The organism is Acidovorax sp. FHTAMBA, assembly GCF_038958875.1.
Classification (GTDB): Bacteria; Pseudomonadota; Gammaproteobacteria; order Burkholderiales; family Burkholderiaceae_C; genus Acidovorax.
The window spans coordinates 736,761-760,629 of record NZ_CP152407.1; the positions used below are offsets into that span (position 1 = coordinate 736,761).

Annotated in this window: 17 protein-coding genes; 11 read left to right on the forward strand and 6 right to left on the reverse strand. The window is 65.7% G+C overall.

Annotated features, from left to right (window positions below):
* Window positions 1-60 precede the first annotated feature (60 nt).
* From AAFF19_RS03455 to AAFF19_RS03470, 4 genes are all read left to right on the forward strand, one after another.
* Window positions 61-1,200 (forward strand): aminotransferase class V-fold PLP-dependent enzyme, encoded by a 1,140-nt coding sequence (locus AAFF19_RS03455; RefSeq protein ID WP_182119642.1) that lies wholly within the window; start codon window positions 61-63, stop codon window positions 1,198-1,200.
* A gap of 54 nt (window positions 1,201-1,254) precedes the next feature.
* Window positions 1,255-2,553 carry a DUF445 family protein gene (locus AAFF19_RS03460; protein ID WP_342721318.1) on the forward strand — a complete coding sequence of 433 codons (1,299 nt, stop codon included), beginning with the start codon at window positions 1,255-1,257 and terminating at the stop codon, window positions 2,551-2,553.
* A gap of 268 nt (window positions 2,554-2,821) precedes the next feature.
* Entirely contained in the window at window positions 2,822-3,433 is a 612-nt protein-coding gene (locus AAFF19_RS03465) for a hypothetical protein (protein ID WP_342721319.1), read from the forward strand.
* A 181-nt stretch (window positions 3,434-3,614) separates the two neighbouring features.
* Entirely contained in the window at window positions 3,615-3,908 is a 294-nt protein-coding gene (locus AAFF19_RS03470) for a hypothetical protein (protein WP_182119645.1), read from the forward strand.
* A gap of 743 nt (window positions 3,909-4,651) precedes the next feature.
* On the opposite strand, the gene AAFF19_RS03475 is transcribed toward AAFF19_RS03470, so the two are convergent.
* The 5 genes from AAFF19_RS03475 to purU all read right to left on the reverse strand — a co-directional run bounded on the left by AAFF19_RS03475 (window position 4,652) and on the right by purU (window position 9,299).
* Window positions 4,652-5,377, reverse strand: coding sequence for an LrgB family protein (locus tag AAFF19_RS03475; protein WP_182119646.1), 726 nt, complete (start codon window positions 5,375-5,377; stop codon window positions 4,652-4,654).
* Window positions 5,361-5,747: a CidA/LrgA family protein gene (locus tag AAFF19_RS03480; protein ID WP_182119647.1), complete on the reverse strand. Its 387-nt coding sequence runs from the start codon at window positions 5,745-5,747 to the stop codon at window positions 5,361-5,363. The genes AAFF19_RS03475 and AAFF19_RS03480 overlap by 17 nt, the downstream gene beginning before the upstream one ends.
* 6 nt (window positions 5,748-5,753) lie before the next feature.
* Entirely contained in the window at window positions 5,754-7,253 is a 1,500-nt protein-coding gene (locus AAFF19_RS03485; protein WP_342721320.1) for an FAD-linked oxidase C-terminal domain-containing protein, read from the reverse strand.
* 270 nt (window positions 7,254-7,523) lie between these two features.
* Window positions 7,524-8,429: a LysR substrate-binding domain-containing protein gene (locus AAFF19_RS03490; RefSeq protein ID WP_342721321.1), complete on the reverse strand. Its 906-nt coding sequence runs from the start codon at window positions 8,427-8,429 to the stop codon at window positions 7,524-7,526.
* A 21-nt stretch (window positions 8,430-8,450) separates the two neighbouring features.
* A complete protein-coding gene (purU, locus tag AAFF19_RS03495) occupies window positions 8,451-9,299 on the reverse strand; it encodes a formyltetrahydrofolate deformylase (protein ID WP_342721322.1) in 849 nt (282 codons plus the stop codon).
* Between the two features lie 64 nt (window positions 9,300-9,363).
* Here purU and AAFF19_RS03500 point away from each other — a divergent pair, with 64 nt between their 5' ends.
* Window positions 9,364-11,673 carry an EAL domain-containing protein gene (locus tag AAFF19_RS03500; protein ID WP_342721323.1) on the forward strand — a complete coding sequence of 770 codons (2,310 nt, stop codon included), beginning with the start codon at window positions 9,364-9,366 and terminating at the stop codon, window positions 11,671-11,673.
* 26 nt (window positions 11,674-11,699) lie between these two features.
* On the opposite strand, the gene AAFF19_RS03505 is transcribed toward AAFF19_RS03500, so the two are convergent.
* A complete protein-coding gene (locus AAFF19_RS03505; protein ID WP_342721324.1) occupies window positions 11,700-12,599 on the reverse strand; it encodes a ChaN family lipoprotein in 900 nt (299 codons plus the stop codon).
* 73 nt (window positions 12,600-12,672) lie between these two features.
* Between AAFF19_RS03505 and AAFF19_RS03510 the strand changes: the two genes are divergently transcribed.
* The 6 genes from AAFF19_RS03510 to narH all read left to right on the forward strand — a co-directional run bounded on the left by AAFF19_RS03510 (window position 12,673) and on the right by narH (window position 23,857).
* Window positions 12,673-14,661, forward strand: a complete 1,989-nt coding sequence (locus AAFF19_RS03510; protein ID WP_342721824.1) for a type IV pili methyl-accepting chemotaxis transducer N-terminal domain-containing protein — start codon at window positions 12,673-12,675, stop codon at window positions 14,659-14,661.
* Entirely contained in the window at window positions 14,658-15,419 is a 762-nt protein-coding gene (locus AAFF19_RS03515; RefSeq protein WP_008907119.1) for a response regulator, read from the forward strand. Before AAFF19_RS03510 ends, AAFF19_RS03515 begins: the two co-directional genes overlap by 4 nt.
* A gap of 338 nt (window positions 15,420-15,757) precedes the next feature.
* Window positions 15,758-17,053: a nitrate/nitrite transporter gene (locus AAFF19_RS03520; protein WP_342721325.1), complete on the forward strand. Its 1,296-nt coding sequence runs from the start codon at window positions 15,758-15,760 to the stop codon at window positions 17,051-17,053.
* A gap of 24 nt (window positions 17,054-17,077) precedes the next feature.
* Window positions 17,078-18,487 (forward strand): NarK family nitrate/nitrite MFS transporter, encoded by a 1,410-nt coding sequence (locus tag AAFF19_RS03525; protein ID WP_342721326.1) that lies wholly within the window; start codon window positions 17,078-17,080, stop codon window positions 18,485-18,487.
* A gap of 34 nt (window positions 18,488-18,521) precedes the next feature.
* Complete coding sequence (locus tag AAFF19_RS03530; protein ID WP_342721327.1) at window positions 18,522-22,313, forward strand: nitrate reductase subunit alpha; 3,792 nt, start codon at window positions 18,522-18,524, stop codon at window positions 22,311-22,313.
* 20 nt (window positions 22,314-22,333) lie between these two features.
* Window positions 22,334-23,857, forward strand: coding sequence for a nitrate reductase subunit beta (gene narH / locus AAFF19_RS03535; RefSeq protein ID WP_342721329.1), 1,524 nt, complete (start codon window positions 22,334-22,336; stop codon window positions 23,855-23,857).
* Window positions 23,858-23,869 lie beyond the last annotated feature (12 nt).

Here is a 23,869-nt window from a genome sequence, read left to right on the forward strand (position 1 = left end):
GCTGCCCCGCCTGGCCCGCCCGCACCGGGGTGGCGCCCCCGTTTGATGGAGACCTTGCACATGCCCGGACTGTTGCCCGATATCGACCCCGATGGTTTGCTGGAGTTTTCGGTGGTCTACACCGACCGCGCGCTCAACCACATGTCCAAGCGCTTTACCGGCGTGGTGCAGGACATTCTGGGCACCCTGAAAGAGGTCTACGGCGCGCATACCGCCGTGCTGGTGCCCGGCAGCGGCACCTTCGGCATGGAAGCCGTGGCGCGCCAGTTCGCCAACCAGGAAAAAGTGCTCATCGTGCGCAACGGCTGGTTCAGCTACCGCTGGACGCAGATTTTTGACGCCGACAAGGGCCTGGGCGGCGGCTCCGTGGTGTGCAAGGCGCGCCAGCAGGGTAGCGGTCCGCAGGCGCCCTGGGCACCATGCCCTGCCGACGAAGTCGCCGCCACCATCCGCGCCGAGAAGCCCAAGGTGGTGTTCGCACCCCATGTGGAGACGGCCAGCGGCATCATCCTGTCTGACGACTACCTCCGCACGCTGACGGCGGCTGCGCATGAGGTGGGCGCGCTGTTTGTGCTGGACTGCGTGGCGTCGGGCGCGATGTGGGTGGACATGCAGGCCACGGGCGTGGATGTGCTCATCAGCGCGCCGCAAAAGGGCTGGAGCGGCTCGCCCTGCTGCGCCATGGTGATGTTGAGCGAACGTGCGCGCCAGGCGATCGACGGCACCACGAGCAGCAGCTTTTCGTGCGACCTCAAGAAGTGGATGCAGATCGCCGAGGGCTACGAAAAGGGCCAGCACGCGTACCACACCACCATGCCCACGGATGCACTGGTGCGCCTCTCCGAGGTGATGGCCGAGACGCGTGAATATGGATTTGCCAAGGTGCGTGACGAGCAGATCGAATTGGGCGCCAAAGTGCGGGCGCTGCTCGAATCGCGCGGCTTCCCCAGTGTGGCGGCCGAGGGCTTCAAGGCACCCGGCGTGGTGGTGAGCTACACCACCGACCCCGGCATTCAGAACGGCAAGAAGTTCATGGAGGTGGGGCTGCAGACCGCTGCGGGCGTGCCGTTGCAATGCGACGAAGGGCCGGACTTCAAGACCTTCCGCATCGGCCTGTTTGGCCTGGAGAAGTGGCACAACGTGGACCGCACCGTGGGCCATTTGTCGAAGGCGCTGGACCAGATTGCGGCTGCGGCCTGACTGCCTGCATGGGCGTGAGGGCGTGCGCGCTGTACAGGTTGTGCGCGGCTGGCTATGACCCGCGCTGACCTCAGCCCCGCGCACCGCTCGCTGCGCACCGCCAAACGGCAGGCGCTGGGACTGTTGCTGCTGGTGACGGCGGTGTTCATCGCCACCAGCGTGGTCGAACGCGGACTGTGGCTCAACGGTGTGAAGGCCATCGCCGAGGCTGCCATGGTGGGGGCGCTGGCCGACTGGTTTGCGGTGGTGGCGCTGTTTCGCAAGCCGCTGGGCCTGCCCATTCCGCACACCGCCGTCATCGCACGCAACCAGGAGCGCATTGGCCGCAACCTGGCCGCATTTGTGCGCGACAAGTTTCTGGATGTGCCCTCGCTGGTCGCGCTGATCCGCCGGCACGACCCCGCCGAGCGGCTGGCGCAGTGGCTGCTGGCACCGGGCAACACCGCGCTGCTGGGGCACCAGACCACGCGGCTTGTCTCTGCGGCGCTGGAGACGGTGCAGGACGCGCAGGTGGAGCGCTTTATCCAGAAGGCGGCCCGTGCATTGATCGGGCAGGTGGACATGTCGCGTGCGTTGGCGGCGGTGCTGGACACCCTCACGCACAACGGCCGCCACCAGGCGCTGCTGGACGACGTGTTGGCCAAGCTCATTGAACTGCTGAAGAACGAGGACACACGCGCCTGGGTGGCGCAGACCATCGTGCTGTGGCTCAAGAAGGACCATCCGCGCACCGAGAAGTTGCTACCCAGCGACTGGCTGGGCGACAAGGGCTCGGCTCTGCTGGCCCGCGCGCTGGAGAGCCTGATGGCCGATGTGACCGCCAACCCGCAGCACGCACTGCGTGCGCAGTTTGATACCGCTGTGCAGCGCTTTATCGAGCGCTTGCGCAGCGACCCGGAATGGGAGCGCAAGGGCGAGGAGGTCCGCACCTGGCTGCAGACCGATGCCACTGTGGGCGGCTATGTGCAGACCTTGTGGCTGGACCTGCGCGGCGCGCTGCAGCGCGACCTGGCCGATGCCGATTCGGTGCTTGCGCGGCAGGTGGGCAAGCTGGGGTTGTGGCTGGGCGAGTCGCTGGCGGGGGATGCGGCGCTCAGGCAGTCGTTCAATGACCGGCTGGAGCACTGGGTGCAGGGCCTGGCGCCGGATGTGTCAGCGTTCATTGCGCAGCACATTGAGGACACGGTGCGGCGCTGGGACGCCGAGGAGATGACGGATCTGATCGAAGTGAATATCGGGAAGGATCTGCAGTACATCCGGATCAATGGGACGGTGGTGGGCGGGCTGATCGGGCTGGTGCTGTTTGCGGTGTCGCACGCGGGGGAGATTTGGCGGGCGGTGGGGGGTGGCTGAGTGCTGCCAAGCCATGGGTCCTATCTGCCCAGGAAAACACCGTCGACGCGTGCACAACCAGGGTTCAGTGCCACGAGTCGTGTGCGCGTTCTGGAATCCGCACCGCAAACCTTGGCAAACTTCACCTCGTTCGCTCCTGCGGTGCATCGGTGTGGTGAGGACTACTTCTGGTTGCAAAAAAACTGTGGGTTGACGTCGGCTAGGGGCCTTAGGCTCTCGCCACTTCACCTTGGGTGCTGTCTTGACGCAACATGTAATGCCGGGTCCGATGGGGACCAAGATTGGGGACGAGGAATTTTCGGGTGAATCCGCGTGTTTGCGACGGGACTACGTCCCCAATGGCTTGACTCCTGGTCCTATCGGGCTTGGACGTGACGCGGCTGGGCACTATCCGTGGGACATCAAAGAAAAACAGAGCGTTCCGGCAGGAGGTGACCTGGGCCCTCAAAAAGCGGGGGCTGCCTTACTGTCCCGGTTCTTCGTTCCCGGCGACAAGATTGTCGGAAATCTCTTTTTCGGTGGCGCGGGAATGGACGGGGGCTACATCTCGGACATGGTGAGGGCATTTGCAGAGAAACACGTCCAGCTAATCTCCGTAGATCCAAAAAAGTGGTCTGGTGGAACGCTTGCAGATGCCGCCATCGGCGTGGATGTTTTTCGCGCTGGGAAATCGCTAATTCAAGTGCCGCTCGATAAATTTCCACAGAGTGGAACCCAGTTCAACCTGATCGGCTATTCCTACGGGTCTCTAGCTGCCGCGCAGGTCGCGATAAATTACGGCGCTGGGGGTACTGTTGTGAATCATTTGGTCCTGATTGGCTCTCCCATCAGCGGGAATTTTCTTCAGCAGGTCAAGACAACGTCATCGTCGTGGATCTGAAAGCTCAGGGTGATCCACTGTATGCCGGTATGAGTCGCGAAAAATTATTACTGTCTACCCCCAGCTTGGGAAAACAGATGGTCGAAGCCTCAGGCCATTTTTACTAGGCCCCCAATACCGATGAAGGTAAGCGTCGGCGGCGGGAGCTGGCGGCGTACCTTTACTCAAAAGGGCTTAGATAGTGGCATCCCTTCTTAGCCGTGCGAGGTGGATTTTCTACGGGGCGGCAGCGGCTGTCCTTGCCTTGGTAAATATCTATCTGTTGACTGTCCATGCCCACCTGTGGACAAGCGGAAAATTCATCGTGGGTGCTTTTTCTGGGCTGTTGTTGGCACTAGCGCTGGCGTTGGCTGGAGTTTTCTGGGGAGCTGGTTTTTATCTACGAAGAGATGCACTCTTGGATAGGCTGCTGTCGGCGGCTTTTCTGGTCTCGTTGCTTTGGTTTTTTATTCCAGGGCGATTTTCTGTGGAGTGATCTGAGGCCCGACCCCCAGTCTGCGACCCCTTCGCTGTGCGAAGGGGCAACCTACGTCGGGGCGGTTTCGGGGTGCGCCGTGGAACTCGCTTTGCGCTGGCGCGCGCGCTCGGACAACCACGGCGAGCCAGAGCACGAAGCATGGGCGCTGCGACGCCCATGCCACCCCGCAACCGCCCCGCCGCAGGCGTAGCCAGCAGGGGTGGGGCACCGAACAGCCGAACATCCACACGGGCCTTTGCTTCGCTCGGCCTCGCGGTCGCGGCGCGAAGCGCCTGCGCGTTCGGGGCCGAGCGCAGTGCAGCGAAGCAATGGCCCGAATGGAAGTTTTCTCCCCAGCCCCTCTGTATGCGCCGAGGAGCGCAGTGGGCGGGGTGGCATGTGTGCCGAAGGACACACATGCTTCGTGGACTAGCTCGTCGCAGTTGTTTGAACGTAGCGCGAAAGGCGCGCAGTGAGTTCTGCGACGCACCCCGTCCGCGAGCACCACAGGTTGCCCCGGCGCGAAGCGCTGGGGACGCAGACAGCGGGGTCGCCCTTTCTTTGGTGACTTTCTTTCGGCGACGCGAAAGAAAGTTACTCGCGCGCCGGGCGACTCCCGGCCTCCGCTCTCCGCAAAGGCGCGCCACAAGATCAGCACGCGAGCGTCGCCGTCGACAGATGAATGATCAGAAGAAACCGGATACTACAAAAACAATAGCTACCAGCGCTTGATAGATAAGCGCTAGGGCCCGATTTTGTTCTCAAAACAACCGAAACACCAACGGCATCAACACCGCCGCCAATACCACCTGCAACCCCAACGCCAACCCCGCATACGCCCCCGCCTCGGCATGCACCTGCAAGGCATGCGCCGCCCCAATGCCATGCGACGCGGTGCCCAGCGCAAAACCCCGCAGCGCCATGCCCTGTGCATCGGTGGGCAAGCGCATCAGCCCAAACAGCCAGCGCGCCGACAGCGCCCCCACCATGCCCGTCAGCGCTGCAAACACCGCCGCCAAGGCAGGCACGCCGCCGATCTGCGCCGCCACGCCCATGGCGACGGGGGCAGTGACCGACTTGGGCGCTAGCGACATCAGCACATCACCCGGCAGGCCCAATGCCCAACCCAGGCCCACGGCGCTGGCTGCAGCCGCACTGCCACCGGCCAGCGACGCCAGCACCAGCCGGCCCCAACGCGCGCGCAAGGCCGCGCGGCGCTGCCACAAGGGCCAGCCCAGTGCGACCACGGCAGGGCCCAGCAGGAAGTGGATGAACTGTGCGCCTGCAAAGTACGTGGGATACGCGGTGCCAGTGGCCAGCATGAGAGCGGCCAACACCACCACCGACAGCATCACCGGGTTGGCCCACGGCGCGTGGCCCGAGCGCACCGACAGCGCCTGCGCCAGCACGTAGACCGCCAGCGTGGCCGTCAGCCCGAACAGCGGGGCCGACGCCAGGTACACCCACAGTTCAACGAAGTTCGGCATCGTCGCCCGCCTGGGGTGTAGGTGTGGGTGTGGGTGTGGGTTGCCACAGGCGTAGCACCAGCGCCGTCACGGCCATGCCGATCCAGGTGGAAAGGACAATCACCACGATGAGCTGCAGGCCGTACGCGCTCAGCAGCGCCAGGTGCGTCATCACGCCGACGCCCACGGGCACGAACAGCAGCGACAGGTGATTGAGCAAAAACGTGGCGGCAGGTGCCACGGCCTGCTGCACGGGCGCCCAGCGCAGCGCCAGCAGCAGTGCGACCATGCCCACCACGGGCCCCGGCACGGGCAGCGCCAGAAAGTGCGACAACGCCTCGCCCGCCGACTGCATGAGCAGCAGAAAAGCCAGGCCCTGCAGCGGCTTCATGGCGCGTCAGAAGCGGGGCAGGTCGGGGTGGCTGATCTGCCCGCCGCGCACCAGCATCTTTCCGTATTCGGCACACCGGTTCAGCGTGGGGATGACCTTGCCCGGGTTGAGCAAACCGGCGGGGTCAAACGCATGCTTGAGCCCGAACATCTGCGCGTTCTCCGCCGCAGAGAACTGCACGCACATGCTGTTGAGTTTCTCCACGCCCACGCCATGCTCACCCGTCACCGTGCCGCCCATGGCCACGCTGGTCTCCAGGATGTCCGCGCCAAACAGCTCGCAGCGGTGCAGTTGGTCGGCATCGTTCGCATCGAACAGGATCAGCGGATGCAAGTTGCCGTCGCCCGCGTGGAACACGTTGGCGCAGCGCAGCTGGTACTTCTTTTCCATTTCCTGGATGGCGAGCAGGATGTCCGCCAGGCGCTTCCTCGGGATGGTGGAGTCCATGCACATGTAGTCAGGGCTGATGCGGCCGCTGGCGGGGAAGGCGTTCTTGCGGCCGCTCCAGAAGCGCAGGCGCTCGGCTTCGTCGTTGCTGACCGAAATGGCGGTGGCGCCCGCAGCGCGCAGCACGTCGCTCATGCGGCCGATTTCTTCCTCCACCTCTTCGGGGGTGCCGTCGCTTTCGCACAGCAGGATGGCTTCGGCCGTCAGGTCGTAGCCTGCGTGCACAAAGTCCTCCACGGCGGCGGTCATGGGCTTGTCCATCATCTCCAGCCCGGCGGGGATGATGCCGGCGGCAATGACGGCGGCCACGGCGTCGCCCGCTTTGCGCACGTCGTCAAAGCTGGCCATGATGCAGCGCGCCAGTTGGGGCTTGGGGATGAGCCTGACCGTCACTTCGGTGGTCACGGCCAGCATGCCTTCGCTTCCGATCACGGCGGCCAGCAGGTCGTAGCCGGGGGCATCCAGCGCTTCGCTGCCGAATTCGACGGGCTCCCCTTCCACCGTGAAGCCCTTCACCTTGAGCACGTTGTGCACGGTGAGCCCGTATTTGAGGCAGTGCACGCCGCCCGAGTTTTCGGCCACGTTGCCGCCGATGGTGCAGGCGATCTGGCTGCTGGGGTCGGGGGCGTAGTAGAGGTTGTAGGGGGCAGCAGCTTCGCTGATCGCCAGGTTGCGCACGCCACACTGCACCACGGCCGTGCGGCTTTCGGGGTTGATGTCGAGGATGCGGTTGAACTTGGCCAGCGACATCGTCACGCCCAGGGCGTGCGGCATGGCGCCGCCCGACAGGCCCGTGCCCGCGCCGCGTGCCACCACGGGCACCTGCAGCTGGTGGCATACCTGCAGCACGGCCTGCACCTCGTCATACGTTTCCGGCAGACACACCACCAGCGGGCGCTGGCGGTAGGCGGTGAGGCCGTCGCATTCATATGGAGTGGTGTCTTCGCTGTGCCAGAGCAGGGCGTGTGAGGGTACGACGCGGCTCAGGGCCTGGACCACTTCGGCCTGGCGCGCGGCGCGTTCTGACGGAGCTGCGGTGGGGGCGGCGGCAGTGTTCATGGCTGCCACTGTAGGGGATGGCCGGGTGCCCGGGCGTGAGCTTTTCTGCAGGCGTTTGTGAAAAGCGCCCGAATGCTCACTAATTGATAGCTATTGGCGCGTGATGGACAAGCGCTGGGGCTGATTTTTGCCTGAACCTGGTGGAGTAGGGCGCGGCTCGGGCGAGGGCCGCCGAGCAAGGGCCGCCCCGCAGCGAGGGCTGCGCCCCCCTTCCAGGCTCAGCCGAGAGAAGGGGGAAGGCGCCAAAGTCGACTCAGGGGGATGCCCCTACTACGCCATCGTCTTGCGCAGCCACTCGGCAAATGCAGCGCATTCCCACCGGTCCATGGTGCCGGTGCGCCAGCACAGGTAATGGGCGTGCGGGCTGGCGGTGTCGGTGGCAAACAGGCGCACCAGCGTGCCCTGGTCGAGCCAGGGCGCACCGAGCTTCAGGCGCACCAGCGCTACGCCCATGCCGGCGGCGGCGCCGTCGCACATCAGGCCGATGTCGTTGAACTGCGAGCCTTCGCTGGGCTCGGCCCAGTCGAGGCCGGTGGCGGCAAACCAGGTGCGCCAGGGCTCCAGCGGGCTGCGCAGCAGGGGCACGCCCTCCAGGTCTTCGGGGCGCTCGAACGGCCCGTGTTCGCGCACAAAGGCGGGCGAGGCCAGGGGCGTGACCACATCGCGCGCAATTTCCACGTGTTCCACGTCGGCATAGTGGCCGGGGCCAAAGCGCACCATCAGGTCTGCGTCTTCGGCCACCACATCGAGCAGCGGGATGGACACCTGCAGCGCCAGGTCGATCTCGGGGTACGCCTCGGTGAACTGGCGCAGGCGCGGGATGAGGATGGTGCGCGCAAACGTGGGCGTGACGGCCAGCTTGAGCCGCCGGCGCCCGGGCGCGGCCGCCTGGCCCGGAAAGCGCTGCAGCGCGCCCAGCCCTTCGCGCACATGGGCCAGGTAGGCGCTGCCCTCGGTGGTCAGCGAAAAATCGGCCCGGCCAAACAGCCGCACGCCCAGGATCTGCTCCAGCTGCTTGACCCGGTGGCTCACGGCGCTGGGCGTCACGCACAGCTCGTCGGCCGTCTGCGTCACGCTGCGCAGGCGGGCCAGGGCCTCGAACGTCAGCAGGCACTGGATGGGCGGAATGCGCCGCGCCGCGCTGCTGAGGAAGGAGGTGGGAGCTACCGTGGCCATGGGACAGAACGGGTTATCGGGCTAGCGGAAGATCACGGTCTTGTGGCCGTTCAGGATCACGCGGTGCTCGCTGTGCCACTTCACGGCGCGGGCCAGCACCTGGCTTTCGGTGTCGCGGCCGCGGGCCGTGAGGTCTTCCACCGTGTCGGTGTGGTCGGCGCGGGCCACGTCCTGCTCGATGATCGGGCCTTCGTCCAGGTCGGCCGTCACGTAGTGAGCCGTGGCGCCTATCAACTTCACGCCCCGGTCATGGGCCTGGTAGTACGGCTTGGCACCCTTGAAGCTCGGCAGGAAGCTGTGGTGGATGTTGATGGCCCGTCCGGCCAACTTTTGACATAAGTCAAGAGAAAGTATCTGCATGTAACGGGCCAGCACCACCAGTTCGGCCCCTTCGGCCTCGATAATCTCCAGCTGCCTGGCTTCGGCCTGCGCCTTGGTCGCGCTGGTCATGGGGATGTGATGAAACGGCACGTTGTAGCTGGCCGCCAGCTGGTAAAAGTCGCGGTGGTTGCTGATGATGGCGCGGATGTCGATGGGCAGCAGGCCACTCTTCCAGCGGAACAGCAGGTCGTTCAGGCAGTGGCCCTCCTTGCTGACCATGAGCACGGTTTTCATGGGGGCTGCCGTGGCGTGCAGGGTCCAGCGCATCTGGTGGGGCTCGGCAAAGGTGGCCAGGCGGGCTTTGAGGGTGGGGTGGTCGTGCTGGTCGCAGGCAAACTGCACCCGCATGAAGAACAGCCCGGTGGCGTGGTCGTTGTACTGCGCGGCTTCTTCGATGTTGCCGCCGTGCTCCAGCAAGAAGCCCGAGACAGCGTGCACCAGCCCCAGGCGGTCGGGGCAAGACAGGGTAAGGATGTAGGCGTTGGTCATAGCTGCGCAATTGTCGCAGCATGGCCTGTGGTGCGTGGAACGCGCGGGGAACAGGAAAAGGTCGATGGACAATCCAGGCTACGCCTCCAAATTGCTCCCGTGGCAGGGGATGCTGCTGTACCTGGTGGTGGGGGTGGCTTGGGTGTTTGTGGGCGATGCCCTGCTCATCCACTGGGTCAGAGACCCCGAGGCGCTCACGCATTTTCAGACCTGGAAGGGCTGGGGCTACGTCGCCTTCACCGCCCTGCTGGCCTGGTGGTTGCTGCGCCGCATGCGGCGGGCCGAGCGGGTGCGCATGGCCATGGCGCAGGAGCTGTCGCAGATCGTGCGCCACGCCCCTGCCGGTTTTGCGCGCGTGGCGCTGGACGGCCAGATCCTCTGGGCCAATGGCCGCCTGTGCGGGCTGCTGGGCGTCTCGTTGGAACACCTGCTCACCCTGAGTGTGCGGGACGTGATGCCCCCTCCCGATCTGGAGCGCGCCCGCATTCTGCTGGCGCGCCTGGTGGAGGGCACGATCGCCCACTTCGTGGAAGAGCGCGAGTGCCTGCGCCCGGGCGATGGCAGCCGCGTGCCGGTGCTGCTCACGGTCACCATGGTTCCGCAGGCGGGCGACGAGCCTGCCCACCTCGTGTGCGTGGTGCAGGATCTGGACGAGATCAAGGCCGCGCGGGCTGCGCTCAAGAGCAGCGAGGCGCGCCAGCGGCTGGCCGCCACGGTGGTGGACAACACCATCGAGGGCGTGGTGGTGACCGATGCGCAAAGCCGCATCCTGTCGGTCAACGCCGCCGTCACGCGCCTCTTGGGCTACACCGAGGAGGAGCTGCTGGGCAAGACGCCGCGCATCTTCAAGTCGGGCCGGCACGACAAGAGCTTTTACGACGCGATGTGGGGCGTGGTGCGGCACACAGGCCACTGGCAGGGCGAGATCTGGAACCGGCGCAAGAACGGGGAGGTGTTTCCCGCGCACATGTCGCTCTCCGTCGTGCGCGACGCGGCAGGCCAGATCACGCACTACGTGTGCATGTTCACCGACATTTCCGCAGACAAGGCCCAGCGCAAGCAGCTGGAGTTTCTGGCGCACAACGATGCCCTCACGGGTTTGTCCAACCGTGCGTGGTTCGGCCAGCAGCTCGAGCAGGTGGTGCAGGAGGCCAGCATCAGCGGGGAGCTTTTTGCGGTGCTGCTGCTCAACCTCGACCGCTTCAAGGACGTGAACGACAGCTACGGCCACACCATCGGCGACGAGGTGCTCAAGCACATTGCGCGGCAGGTGCAGTCGGCACTGCGGCCCGGCGACGTGCTGGGCCGCCTGGCGGGCGACGAGCTGGCCGTGGTGGCGCGCGACCTGCGCCATGCCGAGGGCGCCGCCGCCGTGGCGCGGCACCTGATAGCGGCCGTGGCCGAGCCCTGGCGTTCGCCCGACGGGTTTGAAGTGGTGGCGGGCGCGAGCGTGGGGATCTGCATGTTCCCCGAGCACGCGGGCAGCAAAGAGCTGCTGCTGCAGGGCGCCCACGCGGCGGTGTACGGCGCCAAGGCACAGGGCCGGGGGGCGTGGTGCTTTTTCCATGAGGCGATGACGCAGGCCGCCCGCGAGCGGCTGGCGCTGGAGTCGCGCCTGCGCCTGGCGCTGGCCCAGGGCCACCTGCAGATGTACTACCAGCCCCAGGTGGACATCGCCACCGGCCGCATCCTGGGTGCCGAGGCGCTGGTGCGCTGGAACGACCCGGCGGAGGGGCTGATATCGCCCGCCCGCTTCATCCCGGTGGCCGAGACTTCGGGGGTGATCGGGCCGCTGGGCGAGTGGGTGCTGCGCGAGGTGTGCCGCCAGGGCCAGCAGTGGCGCGCCGAAGGCCTGCAGCCCATCACGCTGGCGGTGAACGTGTCGCCACGGCAGTTCCACCTGACCGACCTGGCCGGCTGCGCTGCCAGTGCGCTGGCGGAGTCGGGCTTTCCGGCCGAGTCGCTGGAGCTGGAGATCACCGAAACCGCCCTGGCGGAACGCACCGACGAGGCGCGCCAGGTGCTGATGCGGCTGCGCGCGCTGGGCCTGCGCATTGCGGTGGATGACTTTGGCACCGGATATTCATCGCTGGCGCAGCTCAAGCGTTTCCCCATCGATGTGCTCAAGATCGACCAGGGTTTCATCCGCGACATCCCGCAAAGCGAAGATGACATGGCGATCAGTGCCGCCATCATCGCCATGGGCCACAGCATGGGCATGGCGGTGCTGGCCGAGGGGGTTGAAACCCCGGGCCAGCTGGCGTTCTTGGAAGAGCGCGGCTGCGACACCTACCAGGGCTACCTGTGCAGCCGCCCCCTGCCAGCCGACGCGTTTGCTGCGCTGCTGGGCGAACAGCGCGGCGCTGGAGGCTGAGCGCCGGTGGCGCTGGCGCGGCCCGCTTACCCGCCCGCGCGCCCACCCTGCTGCCACCGCTGGCGCAGCGCGGCGCAGTGATCCTGGGGTGGCAGGGCAGGGGTCTGCACCACGGAATCCACTTCTGTTTTGATAGCTGATTGCGCTTGACCAGCTTGTGCCAGAAGCACTTTTGACCTCAAATCTGCGGGCCAGTGCGTGGGCACGCCCCGGTCGCGCATCACATGGCCGCCGCCCGCAAGCAGCAGCACGGTCTGCCCCGGGCGCACCGCCTGCAGCGCGCTGCGGGCCAGGCTGGCGTCGCGCGCGATCTGGATGCGCGCCATCGGGGCCATCTGCGATTCGGGCAACAGGCCGCAATGGCCTTCGCGCAGCGCCTCGTACTGGCGTTGCAACGCGGGCGCGGGCAGGTGCTGGTCCCAGGCTGTTTCGCCCATGGTTGCGCTCATGCGGGCGCGGGGCAGGTTGCCGCCCAGCACAGGCACACCGGCGGCCACGGCGGCCATCACCACGGGGCCATAGGCCTTCCAGGGCCAGGCGGCGTCGTTCCAGTGCAGCGCGGCCTGTACCTGGGCTTCGGTGGCGTCCGGGGCAAGGGCCTGGGTGCCGTGGCCGCTCTCGGCCATCTCCAGCACCACGGCGGCCAGCTGCCCCCGCGCCGCCAGCCATTGCACCGCACCCTGCTGCAGGCGCTGGTGGTCTGGCGCGTCGTGCTGTTCGCCCAGCAGCAGTACATCGGCAGGCAACAGGGCCGCGAGGGCGCCGGGCCAAGCGGCGGTAGACAAGCGCATGGGCCCTGCGTGCGGCGCGGTGCCCAGCGCGCCGCAACCACCCAGCACCACCGCCAGGGCCAGCGCGACCGCCGGGCGCCAGGGGGCGCGGGTAGGGTTCTGAGGGGCTGGCGTCGGGGTTTTGGGGGCGGTCATGGCGTAAATGCTAAGGGCTTCAGACTTGATGCAGGTCAAGAATGCGGGTATGCCCCCTGCCTACACTGCGCCCATGCGCGCCAAGCCCACCCTGACCACCAAGCTACTGGCCATGGGTGCGGGTTTTCTGTTGGTGGCGCTCACGTCCATCAGCCTCACCCTGTGGGTCACCTGGAAGCTGGAAGGCGGCGCCGCCGCCGTCAACGAAGCGGGCCGCCTGCGCATGAACATGCTGCGCATGGTGCTGGTGCTGCAGACCGAACCCCAGGAGGCGGTGCGCGACCGAGTGCTTCAGTTCGACGCCAGCCTCGACCTGTTGCGCACGGGCGACCCTTCGCGCCCCCTGTTCGTGCCCTGGAGCGATGAGACCAGCGCCCGTTTTGAGGCCATTCGCAGCCAGTGGGCGCAGGCCCGTAGCGACTGGGTGGTTGCGCCCCCGCCCAGCCGTGCGCAGACCCTGGCACAGGCCGACGCATTTGTGCAGGAAGTCGATGGCTTTGTGGACGCCATCGAGATTCAGATCGCCGGCTGGACCGCAGCGCTGCACCTGTTCCAGTTGTTCATGATGGCCGTGGCCATCGTGGCGGCCATGACCTTCATGGCCGTGAGCTACCTGCTGGTCATCAACCCCGTGGCCCGGCTGCAGCAGGCCCAGACACGCCTGCGCCAGGGCGAGCTGGGAACGCGGCTGCCTGTCGAAACAGACGACGAGTTCGGCCAGCTCTCGGCGGGCTTCAACCTCATGGCGCATGCGCTGCAGGCGTCCCATGACGGGCTGGAGCACAAGGTGCGCGAGAAGACCGCCAGCATCGCGGTGCAGAACCAGCGCCTCGCGGCGTTGTACGAGGTGAGCGCGCTGGCCTCCACCGCCGGTAGCCTGGAGCTGCTGGCCCAGGGCTTTGTGCGGCAGATCCGCCGAGTGGCGGGGGCCGACGCCGCCGCAGTGCGCTGGTCCAACGAGGCCAACGAACGCTATGTGCTGCTGGCAGCAGACGGCTTGCCCCGCAGCATGGCCGAGGGCGAGCACTGTCTGCACACCGGCAGCTGCCTGTGTGGCCAGGCCCAGGCCCAGGCCCGCACGCGGGTCATCCCCATCACGCCGTCCACCCAGCTGTCCCTGCCCCACTGCCGCGAGGCGGGTTTTGAAACCATGGTGACCATTCCGGTGCAGATGCAGCAGCGCGTGCTGGGCGAAGTGGACCTGTTCTTTCGCTCGCCGGTGGAGATGACCGACGAGTTGCGCGAGCTGCTAGAAGCCATGACGCGCCACCTGGCCAGCGCCATGGAAGGGCTGCGCGCCACCGCGCTCGAGCGCGAGGCGGCGGTGGCGCAAGAGCGCAGCATGCTGGCGCGGGAGCTGCACGACTCCATTGCGCAATCCCTGGCTTTCCTCAAGATCCAGACGCAGCTGCTGCGCGATGCCGTGGCGCGGGGCGACACGGTCAAGCGCGACCGCAGCATGGGCGAGCTGGAAGAGGGCGTGCGCGAGTGTTATGCCGACGTGCGCGAGCTGCTGGTGCACTTTCGCACCCGCACCAGCGATGAGGACATCGAATCTGCACTGCGCGCCACCTTGTCCAAGTTTGAACACCAGACCGGCATGGCCACCACGCTCAGCATGGAGGGCCATGGCCTGCCGCTGCCTTCGGACCTGCAGATCCAGGTGCTGCACATGGTGCAGGAGGCGCTGTCGAACGTGCGCAAGCACGCCGGTGCGACGCGGGTGGACCTGCGCATGCACCGCCACCCGCGCTGGCGTTTTGAGGTGCAGGACAACGGTCGCGGCTTTGACGTGGCCACCGTGCCGCCCGATTCGCTGCATGTGGGCCTGGGCATCATGCGCGAGCGGGCCCAGCGCGTGGGCGCGGTGCTGCAGGTGGAGTCCTCGCCCGGCCAGGGCACCCGCGTGTGCATCGAGCTGCCCACGGTGAACGCCGCGAGCACGCCGGTTGTGCCATCTTCCGGTGATATGGTGGCGGGTCGCGCCCCCGGCAGTGCCGGTACCGACACCGTCTTTGCACCCCCGGCTGTTGCGGCCAGGGTGCCCACGCCCACGACATGACAACAAGCACCCATCTTTCCGTTTCTCCGCCCCCCGCTGCCGATCCGGATGCCGGGCAGCAGCCCCCGGTCACGCTGCTGGTGGTGGACGACCACACGCTGTTCCGTCGCGGGCTGATCGCGCTGCTGGGCCAGGATGCCGGCCTGCAGGTGGTGGGCGAGGCGGGAGACGCTGCCGAGGCCCTGCGTCTGGCGCCGCAACTGCAGCCCCAGGTGATCCTCATGGACAACCACCTGCCCGGCGTGATGGGTGTGGATGCCATCCGGGGCCTGCGCGAAGTGGCGCCCGCGTCGCGCGTGCTCATGCTCACCGTGAGCGAGGATGCCCAGGACCTGGCGGCCGCGCTGCGCAACGGCGCACAGGGCTACCTGCTCAAGACGATCGATGGCGACCTGCTGGCCGAGGCCATCCGCCGCGCAGCGCGCGGTGAGCCCGTGGTGAGCCCCGAGCTCATGGGCAAGCTGGTGGCGGCATTCCAGTCGCAAGGTGTGGCCGAGGCCGCCGCGCTCATGGCCGCCCCGGCCACAGCCCCGGCGCCGCTGCCGGAGGCGGGCAGCGGTGCGGCGCCCTTGTCGCCCCGAGAGGAAGACGTGCTGCGCGAGATTGCCCGCGGCGCCAGCAACAAGGAAATCGCGCGCGCGCTGGACATCGCCGAAACCACGGTGAAGATCCACGTGCAGCACATCCTGCGCAAGCTCGGACTGAGCTCCCGCGTGCAGGCGGCGGTCTACGCGTCGGACCGCCAGCGCACGGAGTAGCGGCCCTGCGCTGCGGGCCGTACCAGCCAAGGCCCGCAGCATTCATTTGCTATTAAATATGTAGCTATTGGCGCTTTACCACAAAGCGCTGGAGCCTGTTTTGGCTTGAAATCCGCTCCCTGGCCGGGGGGGCGGATGCGTTGGTGTGCGCGCTGCCTGCGTGCGGCAGCTGCCCCGGCTTTGCAGACCATAGTTCTTTCGAACGATGCGCACCTGCTGCCTGGCCTGTGCGGACTAGTTCTTTTGCTGCGGTGCAGATGTGCTTGCGGAGGATGTTCACGGCGGTCCGGAAAACCGACCATACAGCCTACGCAAAAGAGAAGAACAGGAACCGCGCAATGGCCTCCACCCCCTTGCCCCCGGGCGACAGCCCGCAGCGCACCCGCCAGGCCTGGTCGGTGCTCATCGTCAGCACCTTCGCCTTCACGGTGTGCTTCATGGTCTGGATGATGTTCGGCGTCATCGGCATCCCCATCAAGAAGATGCTGGACCTGAACTCCACACAGTTCGGGCTGCTCATGTCCATGCCCGTGCTCACGGGCTCGCTGGTGCGGGTGCCGCTCGGCATCTGGACCGACAAGTACGGTGGCCGCATCGTGATGACCGCGGTCATGGCCACCACCGTGCCCGCCATCTGGATGATGGGCTACGCCACCGAATACTGGCACTTCCTCACCATCGGCCTGTTCGTCGGCCTGGCCGGCGGCTCGTTCTCGGTCGGCACGCCCTATGTGGCGCGCTGGTTTCCCAAGCACCGCCAGGGCACGGCCATGGGCGTGTACGGTGCGGGCAACTCGGGCGCGGCCGTGAACAAGTTCGTGGCGCCGGTGATTCTGGTGGCCTTCGGATGGACCATGGTGCCGCAGGTGTACGCGGCCATCATGCTGGGCACGCTGGTGCTGTTCTGGTGCTTCAGCTACAGCGACCCGGCCCATCTGGTGCCCAGCAATGTCAAGTTCACCGACCAGCTCAAGGCGCTCAAGGACCCCAAGGTGCTCAAGTACTGCCAGTACTACAGCATCGTGTTCGGCGGCTATGTGGCGCTGTCGCTGTGGATGGTGCAGTACTACGTGGGCGAGTTTGGCCTCGACATCCGCGTGGCCGCGCTGCTGGCCGCCTGCTTCTCGCTGCCCGGCGGCGTGCTGCGTGCCATCGGCGGCATGCTCTCTGACAAGTACGGCGCGCACAGCGTGACCTGGTGGGTGATGTGGGTGAGCTGGATCTGCCTGTTCCTGCTGAGCTACCCGCAGACCGACTTCACCATCGTCACCGTCAACGGCCCCAAGACCTTCCACATCGGCCTCAATGTGTACATGTTCACCGGCCTCATGTTCTTGCTGGGCATCGCCTGGGCTTTCGGCAAGGCGAGTGTCTTCAAGTACATCAGCGACGACTACCCGCAGAACATCGGCGCCATCAGCGGCATCGTGGGCCTGGCTGGCGGTATGGGCGGCTTCATCCTGCCCATCCTGTTCGGCGCTCTGATGGACCTCACCGGCATCCGCTCCAGCGCCTTCATGCTGATGTATGGCGTGGTGTGGGTCTCGCTGATCTGGATGTACTTCACCGAGGTGCGCCGCACCGATCTCATGGGCACACAGACCGCCGCCACCGCCGCGACTGCGCCTCGCTGAACCCTCAATTTCCAAGGAACCACCATGTCAGCCACACCCGCCAGCAGGCGCCAGGGGCGTCTGCTCACCCTCTGGGCCCCCGAGGACAAATCGTTCTGGGAGCGCGAAGGCGAAGCCATCGCCAAGCTCAACCTGTGGATCTCGGTGCCCGCACTGTTCCTGGCCTTCGCCATCTGGCAGGTCTGGAGCGTGGTCGCCGTGAGCCTGCCGGGCCTCGGGTTCAAGTACTCGACCAACCAGCTGTTCTGGCTGGCCGCAGCGCCCGCGCTGTCGGGCGCCACGCTGCGTATCTTCTATTCGTTCATGGTGCCACTCGTCGGTGGCCGCCGCTGGACGGCGATCTCCACCGCCAGCCTGCTGATCCCCGCCATCGGCATCGGCTTTGCGGTGCAGGACAACACCACGGCCTACCCCACCATGCTCATCCTGGCGCTGCTGTGCGGCCTGGGCGGCGGCAACTTCAGCTCCAGCATGGCCAACATCAGCTTCTTCTTTCCGAAGGAGCGCAAGGGCTCGGCGCTGGGCGTGAATGCCGGCCTGGGTAACCTGGGCGTGTCGGTGGTGCAGTTCCTGAGCCCGCTGGTGGTCACCGCCGGCATATTCGGCATCTTCGGCGGTGAAGGCCAGACCATCGTGAAGGACGGCAACACTGTGCAGGTGTGGACGCAGAACGCGGCTTTCATCTGGGTGCCGTGGATCGCCATCACGGCGCTGGCCGCGTGGTTTGGCATGAACGATATTGCCGATGCCAAGGCGTCATTTGCCGCGCAGGCCGCCATTTTCAGGCGCAAGCACAACTGGCTGATGTGTGTGCTGTACCTGGGCACCTTCGGCTCGTTCATCGGTTACGCCGCAGGTTTTCCACTGCTCATCAAGAGCCAGTTCCCCGGCATCAACCCGCTGGCGTATGCCTGGCTGGGCCCGCTGGTGGGCGCAGTGATCCGCCCCTTTGGCGGCTGGCTCGCCGACAAGCTGGGCGGTGCACGCGTCACGCTGTGGAACTTCATCGTCATGGCGATCGCCGTGATGGGCGTCACGTTCTTCCTGCCCTCAGAAGGCAATGAGGGGCAGTTTGCAGGCTTCTTCGTGTGCTTCCTGGTGCTGTTTCTCACCACCGGTATCGGCAACGGTTCCACCTTCCGCATGATCCCCGTGATCTTCCTGACCGAAGCCATGCGCGGCGTGGACACCCACAACCCCGCTGCCGTGGCACAGGCCAACAAGGAGGGCAACACCCTGGGCGCTGCCACGCTGGGCTTTACGGCCGCCATGGCTGCCTACGGCGGGTTCTTCATTCCCAAGAGCTATGGCAGCTCGATTGCCCTGACCGGCAGCCCCCACGCGGCGCTGTGGACATTCTTCGCGTTCTACCTCGTCTGCATCGTGCTGACCTGGTGGTACTACGCCCGCAAGCAGGCCGAGATGCCTTGCTGACACCCCGCACACCGAACAGATAAAGGAGCCCCCGATGAGCCATTTCCTCGATCGCCTTTCGTACTTCTCGCAGCCCCGTGAGACCTTTGCACAAGGCCACGGCGAAACCAACGGCGAAGACCGCACCTGGGAAGACGCCTACCGCGACCGCTGGGCGCACGACAAGATCGTGCGCTCCACGCACGGCGTGAACTGCACGGGATCGTGTTCGTGGAAGATCTACGTCAAGGGCGGCATCGTGACCTGGGAAACCCAGCAGACCGACTACCCCCGCACCCGCCCGGACCTGCCCAACCACGAGCCCCGCGGCTGCGCGCGCGGCGCCAGCTACAGCTGGTACCTGTACAGCGCCAACCGCGTGAAATACCCCATGGTGCGCGGGCGTTTGCTCAAGCACTGGCGCGCCGCGCTGCTGCTGGCCAAGAGCCCGGTGGACGCCTGGGCCAGCATCGTCGAGAACGACGCGGCCAAGAGCGAGTGGCAAAAGCAGCGGGGCCTGGGTGGCTTCGTGCGCAGCACCTGGGACGAAGTCAACCAGATGATCGCTGCGGCCAACGTGTACACCATCAAGAAGCACGGCCCCGACCGCATCATCGGCTTCTCGCCCATTCCGGCGATGTCGATGATTTCGTATGCCGCTGGCAGCCGCTACCTGAGCCTCATTGGCGGCGTGTGCATGAGTTTTTACGACTGGTACTGCGATCTGCCCCCCAGCAGCCCGCAGACCTGGGGCGAGCAGACCGACGTGCCCGAGTCGGCCGACTGGTACAACAGCTCCTACATCATTGCCTGGGGCTCCAACGTGCCCCAGACGCGCACGCCCGACGCGCACTTCTTGACCGAGGTGCGCTACAAGGGCACCAAGGTCGTGTCCATCACGCCCGACTATTCCGAGGTCGCCAAGCTGGGCGATTTGTGGATGCACCCCAAGCAGGGCACCGACGCCGCCGTAGCCATGGCCATGGGCCATGTGATCCTCAAGGAGTTTTACTTCGACAAGCGTTCGGCGTACTTCGATGACTACGCCCGCCGCTACACCGACCTGCCGCTGCTGGTGGTGCTCAAGGAAAAGACGCTGCCCGACGGCCGCACGGTGATGGTGCCCGACCGCTATGTGCGCGCCAGCGACTTCCCCGGCCAGCTCGACCAGTCCAACAACCCCGACTGGAAAACCGTGGGCTATGACGAGCTTGGCCAGGTCACGCTGCCCAATGGCTCCATCGGTTTCCGCTGGGGCGCGGACGGACGCGCTGACCAGGGTCTGTGGAATCTGGAAGACAAGGACGCGCGCACGGCCAATACCGTCAAGTTGAAGTTGTCGGTCATCGAAGACGGAGCGCAGGCGCACGAGGTGGCCGATGTGGCCTTCCCGTACTTCGGCGGCGTGGCAACGCCCAACTTCACGGCCAACGAACAAGGCGGCGACGTGATGGTGCGCCGTGTACCGGTGTCCCACCTGGAGCTGGCCGGGCACGAAGCCCAGGGCCGCGTGATGGTGGCCACGGTGTTCGACCTGCTGGCCGGCAACTACGGCGTCGACCGCGGTCTGCCTGGCGAGGTGCCCGGTGGCGGCTACGACGCCGACCGCCCCTACACCCCCGCCTGGCAGGAGAAGATCACCGGCGTGCCGCGCGACCAGATCATCACCGTGGCGCGCCAGTTTGCCGACAACGCCGACAAGACGCATGGCAAGTCCATGGTCATCATCGGTGCGGCCATGAACCACTGGTACCACAGCGACATGAACTACCGCGGCATCATCAACATGCTGATGTTGTGCGGTTGCATCGGCCAAAGCGGTGGCGGCTGGGCGCACTACGTGGGCCAGGAGAAGCTGCGCCCGCAGACCGGCTGGACCGCGCTGGCCTTTGCGCTGGACTGGATCCGCCCACCCCGCCAGATGAACAGCACGAGCTTCTTCTACGCCCATACGGACCAATGGCGCTACGAGAAGCTGGGCATGGAGGAAATCCTCTCGCCCCTGGCTGACAAGAAGGCCTACCACGGCGCGCAGATCGACTACAACGTGCGCGCCGAGCGCATGGGCTGGCTGCCATCGGCACCCCAGCTCAAGACCAACCCCATGCAGGTGGCCAAGGATGCCGCTGCAGCGGGCATGGATGCGAAGGATTACGTCGTCAAGTCGCTGAAGGACGGCACGCTCACGATGAGCTGCGAGGACCCCGACCATCCGTCCAACTGGCCGCGCAACATGTTCGTGTGGCGCTCCAACATCCTGGGTTCGTCGGGCAAGGGGCATGAATACTTCCTCAAGCACCTGCTGGGCACCACCCACGGCGTGCAGGGCAAGGACCTGGGCAAGGACGAAGCCAAGCCCGAGGAAGTGCAGTGGCACACCAACGCACCCGAAGGCAAGCTGGACCTGCTGGTCACGCTCGACTTCCGCATGAGCACCACCTGCCTGTATTCGGACATCGTGCTGCCCACAGCCACCTGGTATGAGAAGAACGACCTCAACACCAGCGACATGCACCCCTTCATCCATCCGCTGTCCACGGCGGTGGACCCTGCCTGGCAGGCCAAGAGCGACTGGGAGATCTACAAGGGTTTCGCCAAGGCCGTGAGCGAGGTCAGCGTGGGCCACCTGGGCGTGGAAAAGGATGTGGTGCTCACGCCCATCATGCACGACACGGCAGGCGAAATGGCCCAGCCTTACGCCGTGCGCGACTGGAAGCGGGGCGAGTGCGAACTCATCCCCGGCAAGACGGCGCCCCAGGTCACCGTGGTCGAGCGCGACTACCCCAACCTGTACAAACGCTTCACGGCCCTCGGCCCGCTGATGGATAAGGCAGGCAACGGAGGCAAGGGCATCGGCTGGAACACCCAAACTGAAGTCGGTCAGCTGGGCGACCTGAACGGCCGCGTGAAGGAAGAGGGCGTGACGCAGGGCATGCCCCGCATCGTGAGCGACATTGACGCCACCGAAGTGGTGATGATGCTGGCGCCCGAGACCAACGGCCACGTGGCCTGCAAGGCATGGGAGGCCCTGGGCAAGCAGACCGGCCGTGACCACGTGCACCTGGCGCTGCACCGCGAGGACGAGAAGATCCGCTTCCGTGACATCCAGGCGCAGCCGCGCAAGATCATCAGCTCGCCCACCTGGTCGGGCCTGGAAAGCGAAAAGGTCAGCTACAACGCCGGCTACACCAACGTGCACGAGTACATCCCATGGCGCACCCTCACGGGCCGCCAGCAGTTCTACCAGGATCACCCGTGGATGCGTGACTTCGGCGAAGGCTTTGTGAGCTATCGCCCACCGGTGCACCTGAAGACGCTGGAAGAAGTCGAGGGCAAGAAGCCCAACGGCAACCGCGAGATCGCGCTGAACTTCATCACGCCGCACCAGAAGTGGGGCATCCACAGCACGTACAGCGACAACCTGATGATGCTCACGCTGAACCGGGGTGGCTCGGTGGTGTGGATCAGTGAAGACGACGCCAAGGTCGCCGGCATTGTGGACAACGACTGGGTCGAACTCTTCAACGCCAACGGCGCCATTGCGGCCCGCGCGGTGGTGAGCCAGCGTGTGAACCCCGGCATGGTGATGATGTACCACTCGCAAGAGAAGATCATCAACACCCCCGGCTCCGAGATCACCGGCACCCGTGGCGGTATTCACAACTCGGTCACGCGCATCGTGCTCAAGCCCACCCACATGATTGGCGGCTACGCGCAATACAGCTACGGCTTCAACTACTACGGAACCATCGGCACCAACCGCGACGAGTTCGTGCTGGTGCGCAAGATGGACCGTATCGATTGGCTCGACGATGAGCCAGTGTCCGGCACTGCCGCCCACGCCTGAGCACCGCAAGGAGAAAAACGATGAAAATTCGCGCACAAATCGGCATGGTGCTGAACCTGGACAAGTGCATCGGTTGCCACACCTGTTCCGTCACCTGCAAGAACGTCTGGACCAGCCGTCCCGGGATGGAATATGCCTGGTTCAACAACGTGGAGACCAAGCCCGGCATTGGCTACCCCAAGGAATGGGAAAACCAGGACAAGTGGAACGGCGGCTGGGTACGCAACCCCGACGGCTCCATCGCCCCCCGCCAGGGCGGCAAGTGGAAGCTGCTCATGCGCATCTTCGCCAACCCCAACCTGCCGCAGATCGACGACTACTACGAGCCCTTCACGTTCGACTACGACCATCTGCAGTCGGCTCCGGAAAGCAAGGCCGCCCCCACGGCCCGCCCGCGCAGCCTGATCACCGGCAAGCGCATGGAGAAGATCGAGTGGGGCCCGAACTGGGAGGAAATCCTGGGCGGCGAGTTCAGCAAGCGCAGCAAGGACAAGAACTTCGACGATGTGCAAAAGGACATCTACGGCCAGTTCGAAAACACCTTCATGATGTACCTGCCGCGCCTGTGCGAGCACTGCCTGAACCCGGCGTGCGTGGCATCGTGCCCCAGCGGTTCGATCTACAAGCGCGAGGAAGACGGCATCGTGCTGATCGACCAGGACAAGTGCCGCGGCTGGCGCATGTGCGTCAGCGGCTGCCCCTACAAGAAGATCTACTACAACTGGCAGTCGGGCAAGGCCGAGAAGTGCATCTTCTGCTATCCCCGCATCGAGGCGGGCCAGCCCACCGTGTGCTCCGAGACCTGCGTGGGGCGTATCCGGTATCTCGGCGTGCTGCTGTATGACGCAGACCGCATCCAGGAAGCCGCCAGCGTGGAGCGCGACCGCGACCTGTACCAGGCCCAGCTCGATATCTTCCTGAACCCCAACGATCCCGACGTCATCAAGCAGGCGCGCATCGACGGCATTCCGGACAGCTGGATGGAAGCGGCCCGTAACAGCCCCGTCTACAAGATGGCCGTGGACTGGAAGGTCGCCCTGCCCCTGCACCCCGAATACCGCACGCTGCCCATGGTCTGGTATGTGCCACCGCTGTCGCCCATCACGGCGGCTGCCAACGCCGGCCATGTGGGTGTGAATGGCGAGATCCCGGACGTGTCGCAGCTGCGCATCCCCGTGCAGTACCTGGCCAACCTGCTCACCGCCGGTGACACCGGGCCCGTGGTGCGGGCGCTGGAGCGCATGCTGGCCATGCGCACCTACCAGCGCGACAAGCATGTGGAGCAGCGCCAGAACCTGTCGGTGCTCAAGCAGGCCGGCCTGTCGATGGCGGAGGTGGAAGAGATGTACCACGTGATGGCAATTGCCAATTACGAAGATCGCTTCGTGATCCCGTCGGCCCACCGCGAATATGCTGAAAACGCTTTCGACATCCGGGGCGGTTGTGGCTTCTCGTTTGGCAACGGTTGCTCCGATGGCGCCACCGAGACCAGCATGTTCGGCGGCAAGAAGCCCCGCACAATCCCGATCAAGGCCACGGTCTGATTGCACACAGGA